The following is a 21,696-nucleotide window of genomic DNA, read 5'->3' on the forward strand; positions in this document are numbered from 1 at the left end:
ATTAAACAGATTTTGGGGACGATATGAAATTCGCGTTCGTTTTTCCTGGGCAGGGTTCGCAGGCGGTCGGCATGCTCAACGCATTCGCCGATTACGCGATCGTGCGTGAGACGGTTCAGGAAGCCTCCGACGCACTCAACCAGGACCTCGGCAAGCTGATCGCCGAAGGCCCCGCCGAAGATCTCAATCTCACCACCAATACCCAGCCGGTCATGCTGACCGCGGCCTACGCTATCTATCGCGCGTGGCAGCAGGCGGGCGGCCCGGCGCCGGCGCTTGTCGCCGGCCATAGCCTTGGCGAATACACGGCGATCGTCGCGGCCGGCGCGCTTGCGTTCCGCGACGCGGTGCCGCTCGTGCGTTTCCGTGCGCAGGCGATGCAAACCGCGGTACCGGTGGGCGAAGGCGGCATGGCCGCGATTCTCGGCCTCGACGACGACACGGTGCGCGCGGTCTGCGCGGAAGCGTCGGCGGCGGGCGTCGTCGAAGCGGTCAATTTCAATGCGCCGGCGCAAGTCGTGATCGCGGGCCACAAAGCCGCGGTCGAGAAAGCCTGCGAAGTCGCGAAGGCGAAGGGCGCGAAGCGCGCGCTACCGCTGCCGGTGTCGGCGCCGTTCCACTCGTCGCTGCTCAAGCCGGCGTCGGATCAATTGCGCGAATACCTCGCGAGCATCGACGTGCAGGTGTCGTCGATTCCCGTCATCAACAACGTCGACGTCGCCGTGGTCAACGAGCCGGCCAAAATCAAGGACGCGCTCGTGCGCCAGGCGGCTGGTGCGGTGCGCTGGGTCGAATGCGTACAGGCAATGGCAGCGCAGGGCGTCACGCACGTGATCGAATGCGGCCCGGGCAAGGTCCTTGCGGGTTTGACGAGGCGCATCGACGGCAATCTCGTCGGCGCGTCGGTGTTCGATCCGGCGTCGCTCGAAGAAACGCTGAAGCTCGTGACGGCAGACTGAGCGCGCATTCGCGAACGGGTATCGACAGAGCAATGCCGCGCTGGCGCGGCATCCCTCGACAGACGAATCAACAAGAATCAATGAGCCCTATTTGAAGGGCATCCGGACTGACAGATGGAAAAGACTCTCGACAAGCAGATCGCAATCGTGACGGGCGCATCGCGCGGCATCGGCCGTGCGATCGCGATGGAACTCGCGCGTCAGGGCGCGACGGTGATCGGCACCGCGACGAGCGAAAGCGGCGCGACGGCGATCACCGAAGCGTTCAAGGCGGCGGGCGTGAACGGCCGCGGCGCGGTGCTCGACGTCAACGACGCGGCCGCGGCCGAAGCGCTGATCGACGGCACCGTCAAGGAATTCGGCGCGCTGAACGTGCTGGTGAACAACGCCGGCATCACGCAGGATCAACTGGCGATGCGCATGAAGGACGACGACTGGGACGCCGTGGTCGACACCAACCTGAAGTCGGTGTTCCGTCTGTCGCGTGCGGTGCTGCGCCCGATGATGAAAGCGAAGGGCGGTCGGATTATCAATATTACGTCGGTGGTCGGCTCGGCCGGCAACCCGGGGCAGATCAACTACGCGGCCGCGAAGGCCGGCGTCGCGGGCATGACGCGCGCGCTCGCGCGCGAGATCGGCAGCCGCGGCATCACGGTCAATTGCGTGGCACCTGGTTTCATCGATACCGACATGACGAAGGCGCTGCCCGAAGAGCAGCAGACCGCGCTGAAAACGCAGATTCCGCTCGGCCGTCTAGGCAGCCCGGAAGACATCGCGCACGCGGTCGCGTTCCTCGCGTCGCCGCAAGCGGGCTACATCACCGGCACGACGCTGCACGTGAACGGCGGCATGTATATGCAGTAACCAATTTCGGTTACTATCCGCGCCTTGATGCGTTTGCGGAAAGCACGAGGCGCATGCGTTGACAGGAACCCGATGCGCCGCTTTTTTGCCGGGTCAAACCTGATAAAATGCGCGCACCTGTATTTTTGAACTTCTTTTCCCTTGGAGGGGTAATGGACAATATCGAACAGCGCGTCAAGAAGATCGTCGCGGAACAACTGGGCGTTGCGGAAGCGGAAATCAAGAACGAAGCGTCGTTCGTGAACGATCTCGGCGCCGACTCGCTCGACACCGTTGAACTCGTGATGGCCCTCGAAGACGAATTCGGCATGGAAATTCCAGATGAAGAAGCCGAGAAGATCACCACCGTTCAGCAAGCGATCGACTACGCTCGCGCAAACGTCAAGGCCTAAGGTCATTCGCGCCTGCGTTTCTGCACGGGCCGCGCATGACGCCCTGCCGTGCCGCTTGCCGGCGCCAGCAGGGTCGACGCTATCGGGCGTGTCCATTGGCACACCATACGTCGCGCCGCTTGCCACGCAGGAGCCAGCGATGTTGACAGCGCAACTTTCCGCGCGATTGCCGACTTAAACAGCCACAGGGCACACAGGGCGATTCCTGTGGCCGCTGTGGCTTTTGCTTTTTGTCATCTATGAAAAAGGGGTTACCGTGAGCCGCCGTCGTGTTGTTGTTACAGGCCTGGGGCTGATTTCGCCTGTTGGCAATAATGTTGCCGATGGCTGGGCCAATCTGGTCGCCGGCAAGTCTGGGATTGCCAATATCACGAAGTTCGATGCGTCGAACTTCTCGACTCGTTTCGCCGGCGAGGTGAAGGGCTTCAATATCGAGGACTACATCCCCGGTAAGGAAGCGCGCCACATGGATACGTTCATCCATTACGGCGTGGCTGCGGGCATCCAGGCGATGCGGGACAGCGGCCTCGAAGTCACCGACGAGAATTCGGAGCGCATTGGCGTAGTGGTCGGTTCGGGCATCGGCGGTCTGCCGATGATCGAAATCACCCAAACCGAATTGCTCAATCGCGGCCCGCGTCGCATTTCGCCATTCTTCGTGCCGGCTTCGATCATCAACATGATCTCTGGCCACCTGTCGATCAAGTTCGGCATCAAGGGTCCGAATCTGTCGATCGTTACCGCGTGTACGACCGGTCTGCACTGCATCGGCGAGGCTTCGCGCCTGATCGAATATGGCGACGCCGACGTGATGATCGCGGGCGGCGCGGAATCGACCGTGTCGCCGCTCGGTATCGGCGGCTTTGCGGCGGCGCGCGCGCTGTCGCAACGCAATGACGATCCGGCCACCGCGAGCCGTCCGTGGGACATGGACCGCGACGGCTTCGTGCTGGGCGAAGGCGCCGGCGTAATGGTGCTCGAAGAATACGAGCACGCGAAGGCGCGTGGCGCGAAGATCTACGCGGAAATCGGCGGCTACGGCATGAGCGGCGATGCGTATCACATGACCGCGCCGCTCGAAGACGGTGACGGCGCACGCCGCTGCATGCTCGCAGCGCTGAAGAACGCGGGCATCAACGGCGATCAGGTGAGCTACCTGAACGCGCACGGCACGTCCACGCCACTCGGCGATCTGGCGGAAACGACCGGCATCAAGCGGGCGTTCGGCGACCACGCGAAGAACATGGTCGTCAACTCGACCAAGTCGATGACGGGTCACCTGCTGGGCGGCGCTGGCGGTCTGGAGTCGGTGTTCACGGTGCTCGCCGTGCATCACCAGGTGTCGCCTCCGACCATCAATATTTTCAACCAGGACCCGGCCTGTGATCTCGATTACTGCGCGAACACCGCGCGGGAAATGAAGATCGACGTCGCGCTGAAGAACTCGTTCGGGTTCGGCGGCACGAACGGCACGCTGGTGTTCAAGCGCGCCGGATCGCCTGATCTCGGGTGACGCGTCGGTTCACGACGCCGGCTTCGCCGGCGCTTTCCCCCGCACCGGCAACGTTGGGTAGGGCAGCGCAGCGGATCACGCTGCGTCGCTCCATCGCAATGCGTGCCGCGGTGGGAGCGTTCGTGCTGATTGCGACGTTAGCCGTTTATACCTGTCTCGCGCCGCGAGTGGGCGCTTGGCAGGCCGCTCCGTTGACGCTCGCCGTCGCAGCACTGCTCATGCTCTGCGCGGCGAGGCATGACGCGGCGCAGGCCATCGCGCTGCATGTCGCGATGGGCGAGATTTCCGCCTGGAACCACGCGGGTGAGTTGCTCGCGCGGGGCCGCATGGTCGGTTGCGCGCAGTGGAGCGGCCGTTTGCTGGTGCTTGAGCTCGATCCCGAGGGTGGTCGAAGGCGCGGCCTCATCCGCGCACCGACGGGTCGCAGGCGCTCCCTGCTGCTCGCCGCGGACGCGCTGCCGTCCACTGTTTTCCGCGAACTTTCCGTGCTGGGCCGGCGTGCGGCCGGCGCCTGACTGTAACGACTGTAACCGCTGTTACCGTAGTAACGTGCCCTCACGAGGGGGACGCTACAATGGTCCCCCGCCATGCGCCCTATAGTTAAGTTAACGGATTTATCAGGTGAGCGAAAAAGAAATTGATCAGGTGCTGGTCGAGCGCGTCCAGAAGGGCGACAAGGCCGCGTTCGAGCTTCTGGTCTCCAAATACCACCGCAAGATTCTCCGCCTGATCTCGCGTCTCGTGCGGGACCCCGCCGAAGTCGAAGACGTCGCGCAAGACGCTTTTATCAAGGCGTATCGCGCGTTGCCGCAGTTTCGCGGCGAGTCGGCGTTTTATACGTGGTTGTACCGGATTGCGGTCAATACCGCGAAGAACTACCTTGCCACCCAGGGCCGGCGCGCGCCGACCTCAACCGAAGCGGATGCTGAAGAAGCTGAAACTTTCTCCGATGCCGACCAACTAAGGGATATCAACACGCCTGAGTCGATGTTGATGAGCAAGCAGATCGCTGAGACGGTCAATGCTGCGATGGCGGTTTTACCGGAAGAATTGCGCACCGCCATTACTCTCCGAGAAATTGAGGGTTTGAGTTACGAGGAAATCGCCGAGATGATGGGTTGCCCGATTGGCACAGTCAGATCACGAATTTTCCGCGCTCGCGAAGCCATTGCGGCAAAATTGCGACCGTTGCTTGACACACCCGAAGGCAAGCGTTGGTAGACGTTTCCGAACGTCCAGCTGGCTTGGCGGGGCAGCGGTGCAATATCTGGATTAGTGGTGTCACTACGGGGTATTTGGAAGATGGGGAGCATCATGGGGTCGGTCTCGATGCAATCGCAAGCAGGCTCGCACGGCGAGCGTCTGTCCGCTTTCGTCGACGGTGAGTTGTTCGGCGAAGAGCATCTGAATCTGGACAAGTTTCTTGCGGAGCTGGGCGGCGATGATCGCGCTGCCTGGTCGAGCTACCACCTGATCGGCGACGCGCTACGTTCCGACGATCTGGCAGTCAGCCCCGCACGGAGCAGTGCCTTTCTGAGCGGGTTTGCCGTGCGTCTTGAAAGCGAGCCGCATGTGCTGGCGCCCGCCGCCGCGTCTGCATCGGTCGCGCGCCGCCTGCTCGGGCTGCGCCGCAGAGTCGTGCCGGCTCTTGCCGTCGCTGCCGCGGCCGCTACGCTGACCTGGATCGTCGTGCCGCAGCTGCAGGGCGTGCCGGGTGGTCCGGGTGCCCAGCTCGCTTCGCTCCAATCGCACGGCGACGCGGTGCAGCGTGTCGCCATGGCCTCGGTGCCCGCGCAAGACTCCAACATCATTCGCGACGCGAGCCTCGATCAGTACCTCGAAGCTCATCAGCAATTCGCGCAACAACCGGCGATGGCAGGCTCGATGCCGGTGATTCGCGCTGCCTCAGTCTCCACGCAGGGCCAATAGTTTGATGCAGACTCCGCGGTTCAATAAAACGACTATCTGGGGGCGGTTGCCAGCATTTCTGTTCTGCGCAGCCGTGTTGTTGTCCGCTGCACCGCGGGTCTTCGCACAAGACGATCCTGCCGTCGCCCGTCGCGCGGCCGCGGAACTGCTCGATCGCATCCATCAGGCCGCCCAGCAGCAGAACTACGAGGGCGCGTTCGTCTATCAGCGCGGCAGTTTCGTGCAGACGTCGCGCATCGCACATTACTCCACGCGTACGGACGGCGAGTTCGAGCAGCTCGAAAGCCTCGACGGCAAGCCGCGCAAAATGCTGCGTCACAACGACGACATGTACACGTTCTTGCCGGAGCGGCGTATCGTGGTCTTCGAAAAACGGCAGAACAAGGACTCATTCCCTGCGCTGCTGTCGGTGAACGGCGAGCAGGTGCTGTCCGTCTACGAGCCGAAGATGCTTGGCGACGACCGCGTCGCGGGCGTCGACAGCCTCGTGATGGAGCTCGAACCGAAAGACGCGTACCGGTTCGCGTACAAGCTGTGGGCCGACAAAAAGACCGGTCTGCTGTTGCGCGCGCAGACGCTCGACCCGAGCGGTCAGGTGCTCGAGCAGTTGTCGTTTTCGCAGGTCCGCATCGGCGTGCCGGTCGACAAGACGGGCATCGTCAACGGCATCCGCAATCTCACGGGCTGGACGGTAGTGCGTCCGCCACTCGAGCCGGTCGACATGGCCGCGCAGGGTTGGCAAATCACGCCGTCGGTACCGGGCTTCCATCTGATCCGCCAGTTGCGTCGTCCGATGGCGTCGCGCGAGGCGGGGCAGCCTCCGATCCCGGTCGACCAGGCCGTGTTTTCCGACGGCCTCGCAGCGATTTCGGTGTTCGTCGAGCCCGTCGAGAAAAATACGCGTAAGGAAGGCACGGGCGATAGCGGCGCGACGCACGTACTGGTCAAGCGTCAGGGCGACTTCTGGATTACCCTGCTCGGTGAAGTGCCCCAAACCACATTGCAGCAGTTCGCGTCTGCCATAGAATACAAAGCTCCGAAGTAACCCTTCCGAATCCTGAAATCCCTCGGCTTGCTACGATATGACGACTTTCTCGGTGCGCAAATTCCTCGCGGCCGTAGTGGTGGCGGCGTGTTTGCCGCTTGTGCCGCATATGGCATCGGCGGCTCCCGCTGCCAACCTGCCCGACTTCACCGACCTCGTCGACAAGGTTGGCCCGGCGGTCGTCAACATTCGCACGACAACGCGCGTGTCGAACGGTAGTTCCCGCGGCGGCCTGCCGCCGGGTATGGACGACGGCGACATGTCGGAGTTCTTCCGGCGCTTCTTCGGGATTCCGTTGCCGCAGTCACCGCAATCGCCGCACGGGGGTGATAACGGGGGCGGCGGCGGCGGTAGTGGCGGCAGCCCGGATTCACCGGACAACTCGGACGCCGAACAGAACAGCGGGGTAGGCTCGGGCTTCATCCTGTCGGCGGACGGCTACGTGATGACCAACGCGCACGTCATCGACGACGCGGACACGATCTACGTGACGCTGACCGACAAGCGCGAATTCAAGGCGAAGCTGATCGGCGTCGACGACCGTACCGACGTCGCGGTCGTGAAGATCAACGCGTCGAACCTGCCGACCATCACGATCGGCGACTCGAACAAGGTGCGCGTCGGCGAATGGGTCGTCGCGATCGGTTCGCCGTTCGGTCTCGAAAACACGGTGACTGCCGGTATCGTCAGCGCGAAGGGACGCGACACCGGCGACTACCTGCCGTTCATCCAGACTGATGTGGCCGTCAATCCGGGCAATTCGGGCGGTCCGCTGATCAACATGCAGGGCGAGGTGATCGGCATCAATTCGCAGATCTATAGCCGCACCGGCGGGTTCATGGGCATTTCGTTCGCGATTCCGATCGACGAGGCGATGCGCGTGGCCGATCAGCTGAAGAGTTCGGGCAAGGTGGTGCGCGGCCGCATCGCGGTGGCGATTGGTGAAGTGACGAAGGACGTCGCCGAGTCGCTCGGTTTGCCGAAGGCGCAGGGCGCGCTTGTGAGCAGCGTGGAGCCGGGCGGACCCGCCGATAAGGCCGGCGTGCAGCCGGGCGACATCATCCTGAAGTTCAACGGTCATTCGGTCGACACGGCGACGGACCTGCCGCGCATGGTCGGCGATACGAAGCCGGGCACGAAGACGTCGATCACGATCTGGCGCAAGGGTCAAACGCGCGAACTGCCGGTCACGATCGCAGAAATGCAGCCGGACAAGGTCGCGAAGGCGGATCAGAAGAAGCCGCAAGCGCCGCAGCAGCGCGCGACCAACGCGCTCGGCATCGCGGTCAGCGACATTCCCGCCGATCAGCAGAAAGCGCTGAAGATTCAGAACGGCGTGCAGATCGACGCGGTCGACGGTCCGGCCGCGCGTGTCGGGCTCCAAAAGGGCGACATCATCCTGCGGATTGGCGATACGGATGTGACGAGCACGAAACAGTTCGACGAGCTGACCTCACACCTCGATTCGCAGAAGATGGTCGCGTTGCTGGTTCGTCGCGGCGACAACACGCAGTTCGTGCCGATTCGTCCGCGCAGCGCGCAGAAATGACGAAGACGGCATCGCTCACGCTCTATGGGCGCGCGTGGTGCCATCTGTGCGAGGACATGCGCGCTGCGCTCGAGCCAATGCTGGCCGAGTTCGGAGCGCAGCTGGCGGTGATCGACGTCGACAGCGATCCGTTGCTCGAAGCGCGTTACAACGAGTTGGTGCCGGTGCTGGTTTGCGATGGCGTCGAACTGTGCCACTATCATCTCGACGAAGCGCCCGTGCGGGCAGCATTGGCTGCACATGCGTCGCGTGTCGCGGCGGCATCCTGATACGCACCCGCGCGGCATCTGGTTTCGCGCGATCCATGCGCATTTTTGCCGCGGCTCACTGCGATGCGCGTGGCATTTTTCTCGCATCCTCTACGCCGTCTTGAGGCCCGCGCTTCGCAAGATGCGCCGGCCGATGGGCTTTTCGGCTAAAATAGATAGGATTTTCACCTACTTACAAGGCGTGCTCCGCTATTGTCCGGGGCGCGCCTTTTCGCTTGATCGGCACTGAATGGATCATATTCGTAACTTCTCGATCATCGCGCACATCGACCATGGCAAGTCGACGCTCGCCGATCGCATCATCCAGATTTGTGGCGGTTTGTCCGACCGCGAGATGGAAGCTCAGGTTCTCGACTCGATGGATCTCGAGCGCGAGCGCGGCATTACCATCAAGGCGCAAACCGCCGCGTTGTCGTATCGCGCGCGCGATGGGCAGCTCTACAACCTGAACATGATCGACACCCCGGGGCACGTCGACTTCTCGTACGAAGTCAGCCGCTCGCTGTCCGCGTGCGAAGGCGCGCTGCTCGTCGTCGACGCGAGCCAGGGTGTGGAGGCGCAAACCGTCGCCAATTGCTACACGGCCATCGAACTCGGCGTCGAAGTGGTGCCGGTGTTGAACAAGATCGATCTGCCGGCGGCGAACCCCGAAAACGCGATCGCCGAGATCGAGGACGTGATCGGCATCGACGCGACCGACGCGACGCATTGCAGCGCGAAAACGGGCCTCGGCGTCGAAGACGTGCTCGAAGCGCTGATCGCGAAAGTGCCGCCGCCGAAGGGCGATCCGCAAGCGCCGCTGCAGGCTCTCATCATCGACTCGTGGTTCGACAACTACGTCGGCGTCGTGATGCTGGTGCGCATCGTCAACGGCACGCTGCGTCCGAAGGACAAGATCCGGCTGATGGTAACCGGCGCGCAGTATCCGGTTGAACATATCGGCGTGTTCACGCCGAAGTCGAAGGATCTCGAATCACTGTCGGCGGGGCAGGTGGGCTTCATCATCGCCGGCATCAAGGAACTCGCGGCGGCGAAGGTCGGCGACACGGTTACGCTCGTGAACCAGCCGGCGGCCGTGCCGCTGCCGGGTTTCAAGGAAGTGAAGCCGCAGGTGTTCGCAGGTCTGTATCCGGTCGAAGCGAATCAGTACGACGCGCTGCGCGATTCGCTCGAAAAGCTGAAGCTGAACGACGCGTCGCTGCAGTACGAACCGGAAGTGTCGCAGGCGCTCGGTTTCGGTTTCCGCTGCGGCTTCCTCGGTTTGTTGCACATGGAAATCGTGCAGGAACGTCTCGAACGTGAGTTCGACATGGACCTGATCACGACGGCGCCGACCGTGGTCTACGAAGTCCTGCAGCGCGACGGCACGACCCTGATGGTCGAGAATCCGGCCAAGATGCCGGAGCCGTCGAAGATCGAGGAAGTGCGCGAGCCGATCGTCACCGTGAACCTGTACATGCCGCAAGACTACGTCGGCGCGGTGATCACGTTGTGTACGCAGAAGCGCGGCAACCAGATCAACATGCAGTATCACGGTCGTCAGGTTCAGCTTACGTACGAAATTCCGATGGGTGAAGTCGTGCTCGATTTCTTCGACCGTCTGAAGTCGATTTCGCGCGGTTATGCGTCGATGGATTACGAGTTCAAGGAATACCGCGCGTCGGACGTCGTGAAGGTCGACATGCTGATCAACGGCGACAAGGTCGATGCGCTGTCGGTTATCGTGCACCGTTCGCAAAGCCAGTACCGCGGCCGCGAAGTGGCGGCGAAAATGCGCGAGCTTATTCCGCGTCAGATGTACGACGTAGCGGTTCAAGCCACGATCGGTTCGAACATTATTGCGCGCGAAAACATTAAAGCGTTGCGTAAGAACGTGCTGGCAAAATGCTACGGCGGTGATATCACGCGTAAGAAGAAGCTGCTTGAAAAGCAGAAGGCAGGCAAGAAGCGAATGAAGCAGGTGGGCTCGGTTGAAATCCCGCAAGAGGCTTTCCTCGCTATTCTGCGTGTCGAAGACAAATAAGTTGAATAACGGAACCCTATGAATTTTGCGCTGATTCTTTTTGTGCTCGTCGTTTTGACGGGTGTCGCATGGGTCGCGGACAAACTGGTTTTCCTGCCGAAACGGCGCCGCGAGGCGGAAGCCGCAGTCGCCGAATTCGATCGTCAGCAGGCACGCATCGGCGAGCGTTTCGCCGATGAAAACGCCGCGCAAACGCGCGCGCGTCTGCGCGACGACAAGCTGCGTCAGCCGTGGTGGCTCGAATATACGGCGAGCTTTTTTCCGGTGATTCTGGTGGTGTTCGCCGTGCGCTCGTTCGTGATCGAGCCGTTCAAGATCCCATCGGGCTCCATGGTGCCGACGCTGCTGGTGGGCGACTTCATCCTCGTCAATAAATTCGAATATGGTCTACGTTTGCCGATTACCAACACGAGGATCACGCAGGGCAGTCCGGTCCATCGCGGCGACGTGGTGGTGTTCCGTTATCCTAAAGACGAATCGGTCGACTACATCAAGCGCGTCATTGGTCTGCCCGGCGACGTGATCGAGTATCAGGACAAGAAACTCACGATCAACGGCAAGCCGGTGCCTGAAACGCCGTTGCCCGATTATCTCGACGAAGAGCGTCTCGGTTATGCGAAGCAGTTCCAGGAAGATATCGACGGCCGCAAGAACGCGATTCTGAATAATCCGGCGGTGCCGCCGTTCATCGTCGGTGCGGAAGATTATCCGTATCGCGACAACTGCCAGTACAACGCGCGTGGCGTGATCTGCAAAGTGCCGCCGGGCAATTTGTTCATGATGGGCGATAACCGCGACAACAGCGCGGATAGCCGGTACTGGGGTTTTGCGCCTGAACGCAATATCGTCGGCCGCGCATTTTTCATCTGGATGAACTTCAGCGATCTGCGGCGCATCGGCCCTTTCCAGTGAGTCGCGTGCATCGATCGCTTCATGAGCGCTTCTCACACGCCGCGCGAATAACCGGCGCCCGGTTATCTCGGCCGCGGCGTGTTGTCATGCTACTTTAAGAACTCGCGGTAACGTCGTTTCACCACGCTTTTTCCGCTGGCGCCCCGTGTTTCCGCCGGGTCAGGCGCCCGCGTTATACTCTGCCCATGCCCCTATCTCCGTTGGAAAGCCGTTTGCGCTACGAATTTCGCAATGCGGAGTTGCTGCGCCAGGCTCTAACACACCGCAGTCATAGCTCCACGCATAACGAACGGCTCGAATTTCTCGGCGACTCCGTTCTGAACTGCGCGGTGGCTGCGCTTTTGTTCCAACGTTTCGGCAAACTCGACGAAGGCGACCTGTCTCGCGTGCGCGCCAATCTGGTCAAACAGCAGTCCCTCTACGAGATTGCTCAGGCACTCAATATTTCGGAGGGCCTGCGCCTCGGCGAGGGCGAGTTGCGCAGCGGCGGCTTCCGCCGCCCATCGATCCTCGCGGATACGCTCGAGGCGGTGCTCGGTGCGATATTTCTGGACGGCGGATTCGAGGCTGCGCAGACGGTCATCAAGCGCCTTTACGTACCGATTCTCGACCATATCGACCCGCGCACGCTTGGCAAGGACGCGAAGACGCTGCTGCAGGAGTATCTGCAGGGCCACAAGATTGCGTTGCCTACTTATACGGTCGTCGCCACGCATGGTGCGGCGCACAATCAGCAGTTCGAAGTGGAATGTACGGTGCCGAAGCTGGACGTCAAGGTGTCTGGCTCCGGCGCGAGCCGTCGCGCGGCGGAGCAGGCGGCCGCAAAGAAGGCGCTCGACGAAGTGATGGCCGCGGCGCCTGCCGTGGTCGCGAAGCCGAAGCGCTCGAAGGGCGCGCGTGCCGCGAAAAATGCCGAGCAGGAAATCGTGCCGGGCGTGACCGGCGTCCAGGCCGCACTGGATTTGCGCGCACCGGATCGCAAGAGCGCGCGCGGTGAAGGGCGCGCGCCTGTCGCGCTGGAGGCGCACGCCGACAAACCTTTCGTGGAAAAATCAGCCGCTGAAAGACCGGCGGCCGAGCGTGCCGCGCCGGGTCCCGCCGGTGCGCCGTTGGCTGTAATTCGTGCCGCGCATGTGGAGTACAGCGGACAGGACAAGCCGGAGCGCGCCGAAAAGTCCGAAAAGACGGAGAGGGCCGACAAGGTTTCGATCCACGCGGGCGAGAAACCTGTCGACAAGCCGGCCGAAAAACCAGCAGCGGACAAAACCCCCGACCTCAAAGCCGACACGTCGTCACACGCTCGCAGCGCAGACCGTCAGCGCAGCCGCGAAGCCGCGCCGGGGACTGCTGCGTCGAGCGTGAGCGCCGCGCCCGCGTCGGTTGTCTCGGTGTCCCCGGCACCTGCCGAACACGAACCCGGCGTCGCCGACGCGGTGCAAACGCGCGTCGCCGATGCGGGCCATTGATTGCCATCGGCGTGCGCGTCGCGCGCGCCGAACTGAACCTGCCGTAGTCCGAATATGAACGCTCCCACTCCCACTGGTTTTCGCTGCGGCATGGTCGCGATCGTCGGCCGCCCGAATGTCGGCAAGTCCACGCTGATGAACGCGCTGGTCGGCCAGAAAGTCAGCATCACGTCGCGCAAGGCGCAGACCACGCGCCATCGCATTACCGGCATCAATACGCTCGAAGACGCCCAGTACATCTTCGTCGACACGCCCGGTTTTCAGACCAAACACAGCGGCGCCCTGAACCGCTCGCTGAATCGCGCCGTTACGTCGACGCTGACCTCGGTCGACGCGATCCTGTTCGTCATCGAAGCAGGCCGCTTCGGCCCTGACGACCAGAAGGTACTCGATCTGATCCCGGCGAAGGTCCCGACGCTGCTGATCGCGAACAAGCTCGATCGCGTGTCGGATAAAGACTCGCTGTTCCCGTTCATGCAGCAGATGAGCACGCTGCGCGAGTTCAACGAGATCGTGCCGCTGTCGGCGAAAAATTCCGACGACATCAAACGTCTGATGGCCACCGTCAAGCCGTTCCTGCCGGAAGGCGAGCCGATCTACGGCGAGGACGACCTGACCGATCGCAGCGAGCGCTTTCTTGCCGCCGAAATCCTGCGCGAGAAAGTCTTCCGCTGGACCGGCGACGAGCTGCCGTACACGAGCACCGTGCTGATCGAGAAGTTCGAAACCGAAGGGCGGCTGCGCCGTATCTTCGCGACGATCCTAGTCGATCGCGACATGCACAAGGCGATGATCATCGGCCAGAAGGGCGCGAAGCTTAAGCAGATCAGCACCGAGGCTCGCCTCGACATGGCAAAGCTGTTCGACGGGCCGGTGTACCTCGAAACCTTCGTCAAGGTGAAGAGCGGCTGGGCCGACAATGAAGCCGGGCTTCGTGCGTATGGGTACGAATGACGCGTGGATGACGCTCAATTCAGACGAGGCTTCGGATCAGCCGGAGCACGAACCGTCTCAGCCCGCGCGTAGCGCGAGGAAATCGTCGGCCGACGCAAAAAGCCCAAAAAGCGCGAAAAGCGCACCCGCCGACGATGGCGAGCCACGCAAAACGCCGGCACGCCGCGCGCCGCGCACCTCCACATCCGAATATCGGATCACCGAGCAGCCCGCGTTCGTGCTGCATAGCTATCCGTATCGCGAGACCAGCCTGATCATCGACGTGCTGTCGCGCGATCACGGCCGTCTCGCGCTGGTCGCAAAGGGCGCGAAGCGCCCGCACTCCGCGCTGCGCGGCGTGCTGCAAACGTTCCAGCCGCTGTCGCTCGCGTGGTCGGGCAAGTCCGAAATGCGCACGCTGACCGGCGCCGAATGGGTCGGCGGCATGCTGCCGCTGACCGGCGACGCGCTGCTGTGCGGTTTCTACGTCAACGAACTGCTGGTGCGCTTCTGCGCGCGCGAAGACCCGCATCCTCAGTTGTTCCATCACTACGTCGTCACGCTGACGCGGCTCGCGCACGATGAGCCGCCGGTGCAGGTGCTGCGCTCGTTCGAACGCGTGCTGCTACGCGAGACCGGTTACGCGATGGCGCTCGACCGCACGGTCGCACGCAAAGCGGTGCTCGCCGACGGCCGCTACGTGTTCGATCCCGAGCGCGGGGTACGCGAGGCATCGGACGAATGGCCCGCGCAGTGGCCGGTAGTGTCGGGACAAACCTTGCTCGATATGGAAAAGGACGATTACCATCGAGCGCAGACCGTCGCGCAAAGCAAAACGCTGATGCGCTTCCTGCTCAACACCTATCTCGGCGGCGCGCCGCTTGCCACCCGCCAGATCCTGATCGACCTGCAGAACCTATGAGCTTCTTCCTGACTTCGCCGACCGCGATCGACCTCGGCGTGAACATCGACCACGTCGCCACGCTGCGCAACGCGCGTGGCACGTCCTATCCCGATCCGATCCGCGCCGCGCTGATGGCCGAAGAAGCCGGCGCCGACGCGATCACGCTGCATCTACGCGAAGACCGCCGGCATATCGTCGACGCCGACGTACACAAGCTGCGTCCGCTGCTGAAAACGCGCATGAATCTCGAATGCGCGGTCACGCCGGAAATGCTCGACATCGCGTGCGAAGTGCAACCGCACGACGTCTGCCTCGTGCCGGAAAAGCGCGAGGAGCTGACGACCGAAGGCGGTCTCGACGTCGCCGGACAGTTCGAGGCGGTGCGCGCCGCATGCAAGCAACTGGCGGACGCGAACTCGCGCGTGTCGCTCTTCATCGACCCCGAGGAGACGCAGATTCGCGCCGCGCACGAAGCCGGCGCGCCGGTGATCGAGCTGCACACAGGCCGTTACGCGGAAGCTCATGATCCCGCGGAACAGCAGCGCGAATACGAGCGCATCGTGCGAGCAGTCGAATTCGGCGCGACGCTCGGCCTCAAAGTGAACGCGGGCCACGGCCTGCACTACACGAACGTGCAGCAGATCGCGGCGATCGACGGCATCGTCGAACTCAACATCGGCCATGCGATCGTCGCGCATGCGATCTTCGCGGGCTGGGACAACGCGGTGCGCGAGATGAAGGCGATCATGGTCGCCGCACGTCTCGGCGCGCGCGCGTAACGCAACCTGGCGACGGACGCACGCATGGCAATCTACGGAATCGGCACCGACATCGTTCAGGTCAGCCGCGTAGCAGCGGTGATGACTCGCACCAATGGCCGTTTCGCGGAGAAGGTGCTCGGTCCCGACGAACTACGCGTGTACCACGCGCGCCACGCCCGTTCGGCGGCGCGCGGTCTCGCGTTTCTCGCGACGCGCTTCTCGGCGAAAGAGGCGTTCTCGAAGGCGATCGGCCTCGGCATGCACTGGCCGATGAGCTGGCGCGCGCTGCAAACGCTGAACCGGCCGAGCGGCGAGCCGATGGTGGTCGCCTCTGGCGAGCTGGCCGACTGGCTCGACGCGCGCGGCATCACGGCGCGCGTGACGATCAGCGACGAGCGCGACTACGCGGTGTCCTTCGTGATCGCGGAGACGCAGCGGCCGGGCGATACGGAAGGCTCGTTGGCGGCGTCGGCGTCGCGGGCTTCGTCCGCCCGTTCCGCCACAGAATGAAAAGGTTGAGAGCGGCCGCTGGCGGTCGCGTTTGTGTTGTCTCACAGTTTTCCCGCGGAATTCGATGAAAACCACACCCGGACCGGTGATGCTCGACGTGGTCGGCAAAACGCTGAACCGCGATGACAAAAGGCGTCTCGCTCACCCGATGACCGGCGGCGTGATCCTGTTCGCGCGCCACTACGAGAGCCGCGCGCAACTGGTCGGGCTGACCGCTGCCATCCGCGCGATTCGCCCGGATCTGCTGATCGCCGTCGATCACGAAGGCGGCCGCGTGCAGCGCTTTCGCACCGACGGCTTCACGGTGCTGCCGTCGATGGGTAAGCTCGGCGCGCTGTGGGACCAGGACGTGCTGCACGCGACCAAGGTGACGACCGCGGTCGGTTATATCCTCGCCGCGGAACTGCGCGCGTGCGGTATCGACATGAGCTTCACGCCGGTGCTCGACCTCGACTATGGACACTCGCAGGTGATCGGCGATCGCGCGTTCCATCGCGATGCGCGCGTGGTCGCGCTGCTCGCGAAGAGTTTGAACCACGGCCTCGCGCTCGCCGGCATGAGCAATTGCGGCAAGCATTTTCCAGGGCACGGATTCGCGCAGGCAGATTCGCACGTCGCGATGCCCGTCGACGAACGCCCGATCGACGAAATCCTCGGCAACGACGTCGCGCCGTACGACTGGCTCGGTCTGTCGCTTGGCGCGGTGCTGCCCGCGCACGTCGTCTATCCGCGCGTCGATGCGAAGCCGGCCGGCTTCTCGCGCATCTGGTTGCAGGACATCCTGCGCGGCAAGCTTGGCTTCGAAGGCGCGATCTTCAGCGACGATCTGTCGATGGAAGCGGCGCGCCAGGGCGGCACGCTGACCGAAGGTGCGCAAGCGGCCCTGGAGGCCGGCTGCGACATGGTGCTGATCTGCAATCGGCCGGACGAAGCGGAGAAGGTGCTCGACGCGCTGCGCGTCACGCCGGCGAGGGAATCGCAGCGGCGGCTGAAGCGCATGCGGCCGCGCGGTAAAGCGCTCACGTGGAGCAAGCTGATGGCCGAGCCACGGTACGCCGAAGCGCAGAGGCTGCTGCGCAGTACGTTTGCATAAAAGGAAATGGCGCCTTGAAGCAATTCAAGGCGCCATTTTTTATCAGCTTCGAACGGTGCGAGCCGCCGTCAAGCTTTGCTTGACAACCGCAGCACGCGCGATCCGATCGCTCAGTTCAAGCGCATGCGCTGCAACTTGTTGTACAGCGTCTTCGGGCTGATTCCCAGCAACGACGCCGCTCGATGCCGCGTGCCGCCGACCGCGTCGAGCGTCGCGCGGATCAGCATTTCTTCGACGTCCGCGAGGGGCGTACCGACGGTCACCTGCACGCGACTGCCGTTCAGATCGCGGCCGTTCGCCGTGCTGGCTTCGTCGGCGCGCAACGACTCGATCACGTCGCCCGATGCCTGATAAGCGCGCCGCACGCGCTCCTGCAGTTCGCGCACGTTGCCCGGCCAGTCGTACGCGAGGCATTCGCGCAGGAAATTCGGCGCCGCCTGCTTCGCGACCTCGGCCGTACCGCGCGCGGTCGCTTCCACATTCAGTTCGTCGACGGCTGCCTGCGCAATCAGCAGCGGATCTTCACCACGCTCGCGCAGCGGTGGCAGCATGACCGCGGCGGCTTCGAGGCGCAGCGAGAGGTCCTGATGCAGCGAGCCGTCCGCGACCGCCGCGCGCGGCGACTTGCGCGTCGACGCGATGAGCCGGAAGTCGGTCACGATCTGGCTGGTACCGCCCACGCGCATGAAGGTCTGCGAATCGAGCGCGCGCAACAGCGCTTCCTGCTGCGTGCGCGGCAGCTCGGTGATTTCGTTGATGAACAACGTGCCGCCGCTCGCCTGTTCGAAGAGGCCCGGCTCGCGCTGCTCGGCGCCGCCGAACGCTCCGCGTTCGTGACCGAGCAGCATGCTGTCGAGCGAGCGATTGAGCCCGCCCGCGGTCGCGCCGCGGCAATCGAACGTGACGAACGGGCCCTTGCGGCGGCGGCTCATGTCGTGCAGCGTGCGCGCGGCGATCTGCTTGCCGGTGCCAGCCTCGCCGGAGATCAGCACCGCGGCTTCTGTCGGCGCGAGACGCTCGATCGTGTCGTACACGTGCTGAATGGCGCCGCTGCGACCGAGCATCGAGCCGAAGCGCCCAAGCTGACGCAGCGCCGCGCGCAGCGCCTGGACCTCCTCGGTCAGCTCATAAGGCCGCGGAATGCGCGCGAGCAGGCTGCGCAGGCGCGGAATGTTGACCGGCTTCAGCAGATAGTCCCAGATACCGTGCCGCAAGCCCTCGATCGCACTCTCGACGGTCGCATTGCCGGTCATCACGATCACCGGAAGCGCGCCGCCCGGCGGATGCGCGGGCAGATGCTGCAACAGATCGAGGCCGCTGCCGTCCGGCAGATTCAGGTCGACGAGCACGACGTCGGGGATGAAGCGCGTCAATGCGCCGCGGGCCTCGGCGAGCGTGGTCGCGGTGTCGACTGAAAAGCCGTCGGCGGCGAGGATTGCCGACAGGCCGGACAGGCTATTGGGATCGTCTTCAACAATCAGGGCGTGTGGCATGGCGAGCGCAATTTTATGAATGGGTTGAATGCCCGGTGCGCCGCCAACGCTGATGGCGCGCACCGCGGACTCTGGGGGCTCGATGACAGGGCTAAACGAACGGTCCCTGGGCGATGAAAAAACGACAGCCGCCGGCACTGCGCCTTGAGTCACGCGGGCCGGCGCCTGTAGTTCCTTCACTGGTCCTGTCAGAAATCCCGGTTGCTATCGAAAAACCGGCGCACTTCGAGTTCCGCCTGTTCACGGGTTTTGCCATAGCGTTCCTGAATCAGACCAGCGAGCTTGTCGGCCCGGCCTTCGGCCTTGGTCAACTCGTCGTCCGTCAGTTCGCCCCATGCGGTCTTCGCCTTGCCGATCATCTGTCTCCATTTACCTTCAGCGATGTCGTTGTTCATGGTGCCTCTCCCAGCAGTGGAAAATGAGCGATACTCGCGTAACTCTCTCCACCTAGCAGAGATCGTGCCAAAGAGCGTGGATGAAATCGATCAAGGGCTTGCCGCGCGCCCAACGCGAAATCCGGATGTCGCGATGGTAATTTTGAGAAATTTGCCGGTAAAGTTTTCCTAAACCATACACGGCGCGACAGAAAAGAAAAAGCGCCCAAAAATTGAGCGCTTTTTGTGCAGGCCGGCAGGGCGCCGGCGCTGGCGGGTGACGCAGGCGGGGCGCTTAGGCGCGGCTGCGGTATTCGTGCGTACGCGTGTCGATTTCGATCTTGTCGCCGATGTTGCAGAAGAGCGGCACTTGCAGTTCGAAGCCGGTGTTCAGCTTGGCGTTCTTCAGCACCTTGCCCGACGACGTATCGCCCTTGACGGCCGGTTCCGTGTAGATGATTTCGCGAACCAGCGTGGTCGGCAGTTCGACCGAGATCGCCTTCTCGTTGTAGAACACGACTTCGCAAGCCATGCCGTCTTCGAGGTAGTGCATCGCGTCGCCCATCATTTCGGCTTCGACTTCGTACTGGTTGTAGTCGGCGTCCATGAACACGTACATCGGGTCGGCGAAGTACGAGTACGTCACTTCCTTGCGCTCGAGCACGACGACGTCGAACTTGTCGTCCGCCTTGTACACGGATTCCATGCCTGCGCCGGTCAGCAGGTTCTTGAACTTCATCTTGACGACGGCGGAGTTACGGCCCGATTTGTTGTATTCGGCCTTTTGCACGACCATTGCGTCTGCGCCGATCATCACGACGTTGCCGGTGCGGAGTTCCTGTGCGGTCTTCATAAAACTGTCCTGTACGAGATAGATAGCTTAACTGTTGCTCAACGGCATACGGCGCAAGCGGCTTCGGCGTTTCGCCCACCGCCTGCCGCGCGCCGCGTGAAGCGGCCGCGCAGCCCGGATGCGTGAAACGGGATCGGCTCGCGGTGAAAACCCGGGGGCGTGATGCCTCGGCGTTCCACCTGTCCGTTACCTGATTTTTACCCTGTTCGGGCGTGTACACGAGTGGCGCCGATCTGCAACACGCCCAAACATACGTCCCTTTTTTGACATTCGCGTGCCCGACCGGAAGATTGGGACGCGTGCTGTGTTTTTCGAGGGGACCGGTCAGACGGGCTGACCATGGGATAGTTGGTCTAATCGGGCCGCGCTTGCGTCGTCGGCCGTTGGATAACCGCTTATTTTAACTGAGTTTTTGCGAACGAGGTCAGATTTCCGGCGAGATCGCCGACTTGCGCGAGTTCGACCGCCCAGCCGGCGGCGCGCCGTTTCAGGGCCGGATAGTGGCGCTGGAATTCCGCCCAGTCCGGCTGACCAGCGCCGTTCCACGCGTGCCAGAAGCGCTCGAGCGCGGCGCGCGCGTCAGCTGGGAGCGTGCGGGTGTAGTGCGCAAGTGCGGCGTCGAGCTTTGGCAGATGGGCGTCGTCGGCCTGCGGGTAGATGTGCCAGACGAACGGCTTGGCGGCCCACTGCGCGCGCACGAACGAGTCCTCGCCGCGGACGAAATTGACGTCGCTCGCCCAGAGCAGTGCGTCGTAGCCAGGCTGTTCGGTGAACGCGAGCGCGTGCGCGCTGAGGTTGCCGAGCGTCGCATGGGTGCCCGCTGCAAACGAAGGTAGGCCGAAAAAACGCGCCAGCGCGCCGGAAATGCGTCCTTCGGGCACCAGCAGCACGATCGGGCTTGCGTTGTCGCGCCATTGTTCGAGCAGGCTGTCGACGGCCGGGTTTTCGTAGGCGAACAGCGACACGACCGTCGCGTCGGCGGGCGGCGGCGCGTGGCCCGTGACGTTGCGCCACCAGTCGGTGCGCGCGGCGGGCGATGCTTCGAACGCGGCGCGCGCCGCGTCGAGATCTCGCTCCTTCAGGACGCCACCGGTGCCGGGGCCGAGTCCGGGGAAAAAGAAGGTCTTGCTGAGTGCGTAGCGCGGATGCGGCGACGGCCGCAGATGAAAATCGGCGATCCAGTCCTCGGCGCTCAGATATTCGAGGTTGAACCAGAGCGGCACGCTCGCTCGCTCTGCCATCGCCGCGATATAGACGGGCGGCAGTTCGCAGGCGAACGCCTCGATCACGACGTCGGCGACTTCGAGCGTATCGCCAGCATGAGACGGCTCGTGCCAATGCTCGACGACGATGCCGTCGAGCGTCTGCCGGGCACGCTCCAGCTCGAGCGACGGGCACAGCCTCCTGAACGCATGCAGATCGTCGACGAACACGCGCACCTGCCAGCCGTGCTCGCGCGCGAGTTGGCGCGCAAGGCGCCAGCACACGCCGATGTCGCCGAAGTTGTCGATCACCGCGCAGAAGATATCGCAGGCGATCGGGTTGGCAGGGGCGGCGGGTGATCCGGAATCGGGCGCGACGGAGGACATGGCGGCTCGGCTGGCTCGGTGACTCCGGCGAACGGAGCGGTTCGAACGAATGCGGAATGTTCTAAACTGGCGATTCTAAAGCCTCGCTCGCGATCGCGCGCGCCCTTTGTCCGCCATGCGGGCCGCATCGGCGACGCGCGACATGACGCCCGGCGAACGATGCCGGGCACCCGGCGGCGCAATCGGCGCAATCAGTGCAATCGGTGCAACCGGTGCAACCGGTGCAAGCGGCGAGGCAGCGCGAGACAGTCCCACCCCAATCGAT

The 21,696-nt window shown here is 63.3% G+C and carries 22 protein-coding genes; 18 read left to right on the forward strand and 4 right to left on the reverse strand.

Annotated features, from left to right (window positions below; all coding sequences use genetic code 11):
- Window positions 1–23 precede the first annotated feature (23 nt).
- The 18 genes from fabD to nagZ all read left to right on the forward strand — a co-directional run bounded on the left by fabD (window position 24) and on the right by nagZ (window position 17,122).
- Window positions 24–959 (forward strand): ACP S-malonyltransferase, encoded by a 936-nt coding sequence (gene fabD, locus OKW35_RS32400; protein ID WP_429554211.1) that lies wholly within the window; start codon window positions 24–26, stop codon window positions 957–959.
- Window positions 960–1,073: 114 nt separating this feature from the next.
- Complete coding sequence (gene fabG, locus OKW35_RS32405; protein ID WP_090801174.1) at window positions 1,074–1,823, forward strand: 3-oxoacyl-ACP reductase FabG; 750 nt, start codon at window positions 1,074–1,076, stop codon at window positions 1,821–1,823.
- 152 nt (window positions 1,824–1,975) lie between these two features.
- Window positions 1,976–2,215, forward strand: a complete 240-nt coding sequence (acpP, locus tag OKW35_RS32410; protein ID WP_004197638.1) for an acyl carrier protein — start codon at window positions 1,976–1,978, stop codon at window positions 2,213–2,215.
- A 256-nt stretch (window positions 2,216–2,471) separates the two neighbouring features.
- Window positions 2,472–3,728: a beta-ketoacyl-ACP synthase II gene (fabF, locus tag OKW35_RS32415; protein ID WP_184061406.1), complete on the forward strand. Its 1,257-nt coding sequence runs from the start codon at window positions 2,472–2,474 to the stop codon at window positions 3,726–3,728.
- A gap of 122 nt (window positions 3,729–3,850) precedes the next feature.
- The gene (locus tag OKW35_RS32420; protein ID WP_409259406.1) at window positions 3,851–4,243 is read left to right on the forward strand and encodes a hypothetical protein; all 393 of its coding nucleotides are present in this window, start codon (window positions 3,851–3,853) and stop codon (window positions 4,241–4,243) included.
- A gap of 106 nt (window positions 4,244–4,349) precedes the next feature.
- Entirely contained in the window at window positions 4,350–4,949 is a 600-nt protein-coding gene (gene rpoE, locus OKW35_RS32425; protein ID WP_006051939.1) for an RNA polymerase sigma factor RpoE, read from the forward strand.
- A gap of 93 nt (window positions 4,950–5,042) precedes the next feature.
- The gene (locus tag OKW35_RS32430) at window positions 5,043–5,657 is read left to right on the forward strand and encodes a sigma-E factor negative regulatory protein (protein ID WP_184061408.1); all 615 of its coding nucleotides are present in this window, start codon (window positions 5,043–5,045) and stop codon (window positions 5,655–5,657) included.
- Between the two features lie 4 nt (window positions 5,658–5,661).
- Window positions 5,662–6,702, forward strand: coding sequence for a MucB/RseB C-terminal domain-containing protein (locus OKW35_RS32435; RefSeq protein WP_429554212.1), 1,041 nt, complete (start codon window positions 5,662–5,664; stop codon window positions 6,700–6,702).
- A 37-nt stretch (window positions 6,703–6,739) separates the two neighbouring features.
- Window positions 6,740–8,251, forward strand: coding sequence for a DegQ family serine endoprotease (locus OKW35_RS32440; protein WP_184061410.1), 1,512 nt, complete (start codon window positions 6,740–6,742; stop codon window positions 8,249–8,251).
- Window positions 8,248–8,520, forward strand: a complete 273-nt coding sequence (locus OKW35_RS32445; protein ID WP_184061411.1) for a glutaredoxin family protein — start codon at window positions 8,248–8,250, stop codon at window positions 8,518–8,520. The genes OKW35_RS32440 and OKW35_RS32445 overlap by 4 nt, the downstream gene beginning before the upstream one ends.
- Before the next feature lie 229 nt (window positions 8,521–8,749).
- On the forward strand, window positions 8,750–10,543 hold the full coding sequence (gene lepA, locus OKW35_RS32450; RefSeq protein ID WP_429355912.1) for a translation elongation factor 4: 1,794 nt from the start codon (window positions 8,750–8,752) through the stop codon (window positions 10,541–10,543).
- Between the two features lie 18 nt (window positions 10,544–10,561).
- Window positions 10,562–11,455, forward strand: coding sequence for a signal peptidase I (lepB, locus tag OKW35_RS32455; protein WP_184061413.1), 894 nt, complete (start codon window positions 10,562–10,564; stop codon window positions 11,453–11,455).
- Between the two features lie 185 nt (window positions 11,456–11,640).
- Window positions 11,641–12,921 carry a ribonuclease III gene (gene rnc, locus OKW35_RS32460; protein WP_429554213.1) on the forward strand — a complete coding sequence of 427 codons (1,281 nt, stop codon included), beginning with the start codon at window positions 11,641–11,643 and terminating at the stop codon, window positions 12,919–12,921.
- Window positions 12,922–12,975: 54 nt separating this feature from the next.
- A complete protein-coding gene (gene era, locus OKW35_RS32465; protein WP_026225953.1) occupies window positions 12,976–13,875 on the forward strand; it encodes a GTPase Era in 900 nt (299 codons plus the stop codon).
- The gene (recO, locus tag OKW35_RS32470) at window positions 13,862–14,776 is read left to right on the forward strand and encodes a DNA repair protein RecO (protein ID WP_429489694.1); all 915 of its coding nucleotides are present in this window, start codon (window positions 13,862–13,864) and stop codon (window positions 14,774–14,776) included. Before era ends, recO begins: the two co-directional genes overlap by 14 nt.
- Window positions 14,773–15,537, forward strand: coding sequence for a pyridoxine 5'-phosphate synthase (gene pdxJ, locus OKW35_RS32475; RefSeq protein WP_429335072.1), 765 nt, complete (start codon window positions 14,773–14,775; stop codon window positions 15,535–15,537). The genes recO and pdxJ overlap by 4 nt, the downstream gene beginning before the upstream one ends.
- A gap of 24 nt (window positions 15,538–15,561) precedes the next feature.
- Window positions 15,562–16,029 (forward strand): holo-ACP synthase, encoded by a 468-nt coding sequence (acpS, locus tag OKW35_RS32480; protein ID WP_187612368.1) that lies wholly within the window; start codon window positions 15,562–15,564, stop codon window positions 16,027–16,029.
- A 64-nt stretch (window positions 16,030–16,093) separates the two neighbouring features.
- Window positions 16,094–17,122: a beta-N-acetylhexosaminidase gene (gene nagZ, locus OKW35_RS32485; RefSeq protein WP_429554214.1), complete on the forward strand. Its 1,029-nt coding sequence runs from the start codon at window positions 16,094–16,096 to the stop codon at window positions 17,120–17,122.
- 110 nt (window positions 17,123–17,232) lie between these two features.
- On the opposite strand, the gene OKW35_RS32490 is transcribed toward nagZ, so the two are convergent.
- The 4 genes from OKW35_RS32490 to earP form a co-directional block, all read right to left on the reverse strand.
- The gene (locus tag OKW35_RS32490; RefSeq protein WP_429404926.1) at window positions 17,233–18,615 is read right to left on the reverse strand and encodes a sigma-54-dependent transcriptional regulator; all 1,383 of its coding nucleotides are present in this window, start codon (window positions 18,613–18,615) and stop codon (window positions 17,233–17,235) included.
- 188 nt (window positions 18,616–18,803) lie between these two features.
- Window positions 18,804–19,010 (reverse strand): CsbD family protein, encoded by a 207-nt coding sequence (locus OKW35_RS32495; protein WP_090801149.1) that lies wholly within the window; start codon window positions 19,008–19,010, stop codon window positions 18,804–18,806.
- Between the two features lie 274 nt (window positions 19,011–19,284).
- Window positions 19,285–19,842, reverse strand: coding sequence for an elongation factor P (efp, locus tag OKW35_RS32500; RefSeq protein ID WP_094783325.1), 558 nt, complete (start codon window positions 19,840–19,842; stop codon window positions 19,285–19,287).
- A 395-nt stretch (window positions 19,843–20,237) separates the two neighbouring features.
- Window positions 20,238–21,431 (reverse strand): elongation factor P maturation arginine rhamnosyltransferase EarP, encoded by a 1,194-nt coding sequence (earP, locus tag OKW35_RS32505; RefSeq protein ID WP_429554215.1) that lies wholly within the window; start codon window positions 21,429–21,431, stop codon window positions 20,238–20,240.
- Window positions 21,432–21,696 lie beyond the last annotated feature (265 nt).

It is taken from the genome of Paraburkholderia sp. MM5477-R1, assembly GCF_050436385.1.
Lineage (GTDB): Bacteria > Pseudomonadota > Gammaproteobacteria > Burkholderiales > Burkholderiaceae > Paraburkholderia > Paraburkholderia tuberum.

Bases quoted from the DNA above. Each gene is read 5' to 3' on its own strand.
- OKW35_RS32430 (WP_184061408.1), top strand. From the start codon at position 5,043: ATGGGGTCGGTCTCGATGCAATCGCAAGCAGGCTCGCACGGCGAGCGT.
- OKW35_RS32440 (WP_184061410.1), top strand. From the start codon at position 6,740: ATGACGACTTTCTCGGTGCGCAAATTCCTCGCGGCCGTAGTGGTGGCG.
- OKW35_RS32490 (WP_429404926.1), bottom strand. From the start codon at position 18,615: ATGCCACACGCCCTGATTGTTGAAGACGATCCCAATAGCCTGTCCGGC.
- lepB (WP_184061413.1), top strand. From the start codon at position 10,562: ATGAATTTTGCGCTGATTCTTTTTGTGCTCGTCGTTTTGACGGGTGTC.
- fabD (WP_429554211.1), top strand. From the start codon at position 24: ATGAAATTCGCGTTCGTTTTTCCTGGGCAGGGTTCGCAGGCGGTCGGC.
- OKW35_RS32445 (WP_184061411.1), top strand. From the start codon at position 8,248: ATGACGAAGACGGCATCGCTCACGCTCTATGGGCGCGCGTGGTGCCAT.
- nagZ (WP_429554214.1), top strand. From the start codon at position 16,094: ATGAAAACCACACCCGGACCGGTGATGCTCGACGTGGTCGGCAAAACG.
- rnc (WP_429554213.1), top strand. From the start codon at position 11,641: ATGCCCCTATCTCCGTTGGAAAGCCGTTTGCGCTACGAATTTCGCAAT.
- acpS (WP_187612368.1), top strand. From the start codon at position 15,562: ATGGCAATCTACGGAATCGGCACCGACATCGTTCAGGTCAGCCGCGTA.
- lepA (WP_429355912.1), top strand. From the start codon at position 8,750: ATGGATCATATTCGTAACTTCTCGATCATCGCGCACATCGACCATGGC.
- earP (WP_429554215.1), bottom strand. From the start codon at position 21,431: ATGTCCTCCGTCGCGCCCGATTCCGGATCACCCGCCGCCCCTGCCAAC.
- OKW35_RS32435 (WP_429554212.1), top strand. From the start codon at position 5,662: ATGCAGACTCCGCGGTTCAATAAAACGACTATCTGGGGGCGGTTGCCA.
- acpP (WP_004197638.1), top strand. From the start codon at position 1,976: ATGGACAATATCGAACAGCGCGTCAAGAAGATCGTCGCGGAACAACTG.
- recO (WP_429489694.1), top strand. From the start codon at position 13,862: ATGGGTACGAATGACGCGTGGATGACGCTCAATTCAGACGAGGCTTCG.
- fabG (WP_090801174.1), top strand. From the start codon at position 1,074: ATGGAAAAGACTCTCGACAAGCAGATCGCAATCGTGACGGGCGCATCG.
- pdxJ (WP_429335072.1), top strand. From the start codon at position 14,773: ATGAGCTTCTTCCTGACTTCGCCGACCGCGATCGACCTCGGCGTGAAC.
- OKW35_RS32495 (WP_090801149.1), bottom strand. From the start codon at position 19,010: ATGAACAACGACATCGCTGAAGGTAAATGGAGACAGATGATCGGCAAG.
- efp (WP_094783325.1), bottom strand. From the start codon at position 19,842: ATGAAGACCGCACAGGAACTCCGCACCGGCAACGTCGTGATGATCGGC.
- era (WP_026225953.1), top strand. From the start codon at position 12,976: ATGAACGCTCCCACTCCCACTGGTTTTCGCTGCGGCATGGTCGCGATC.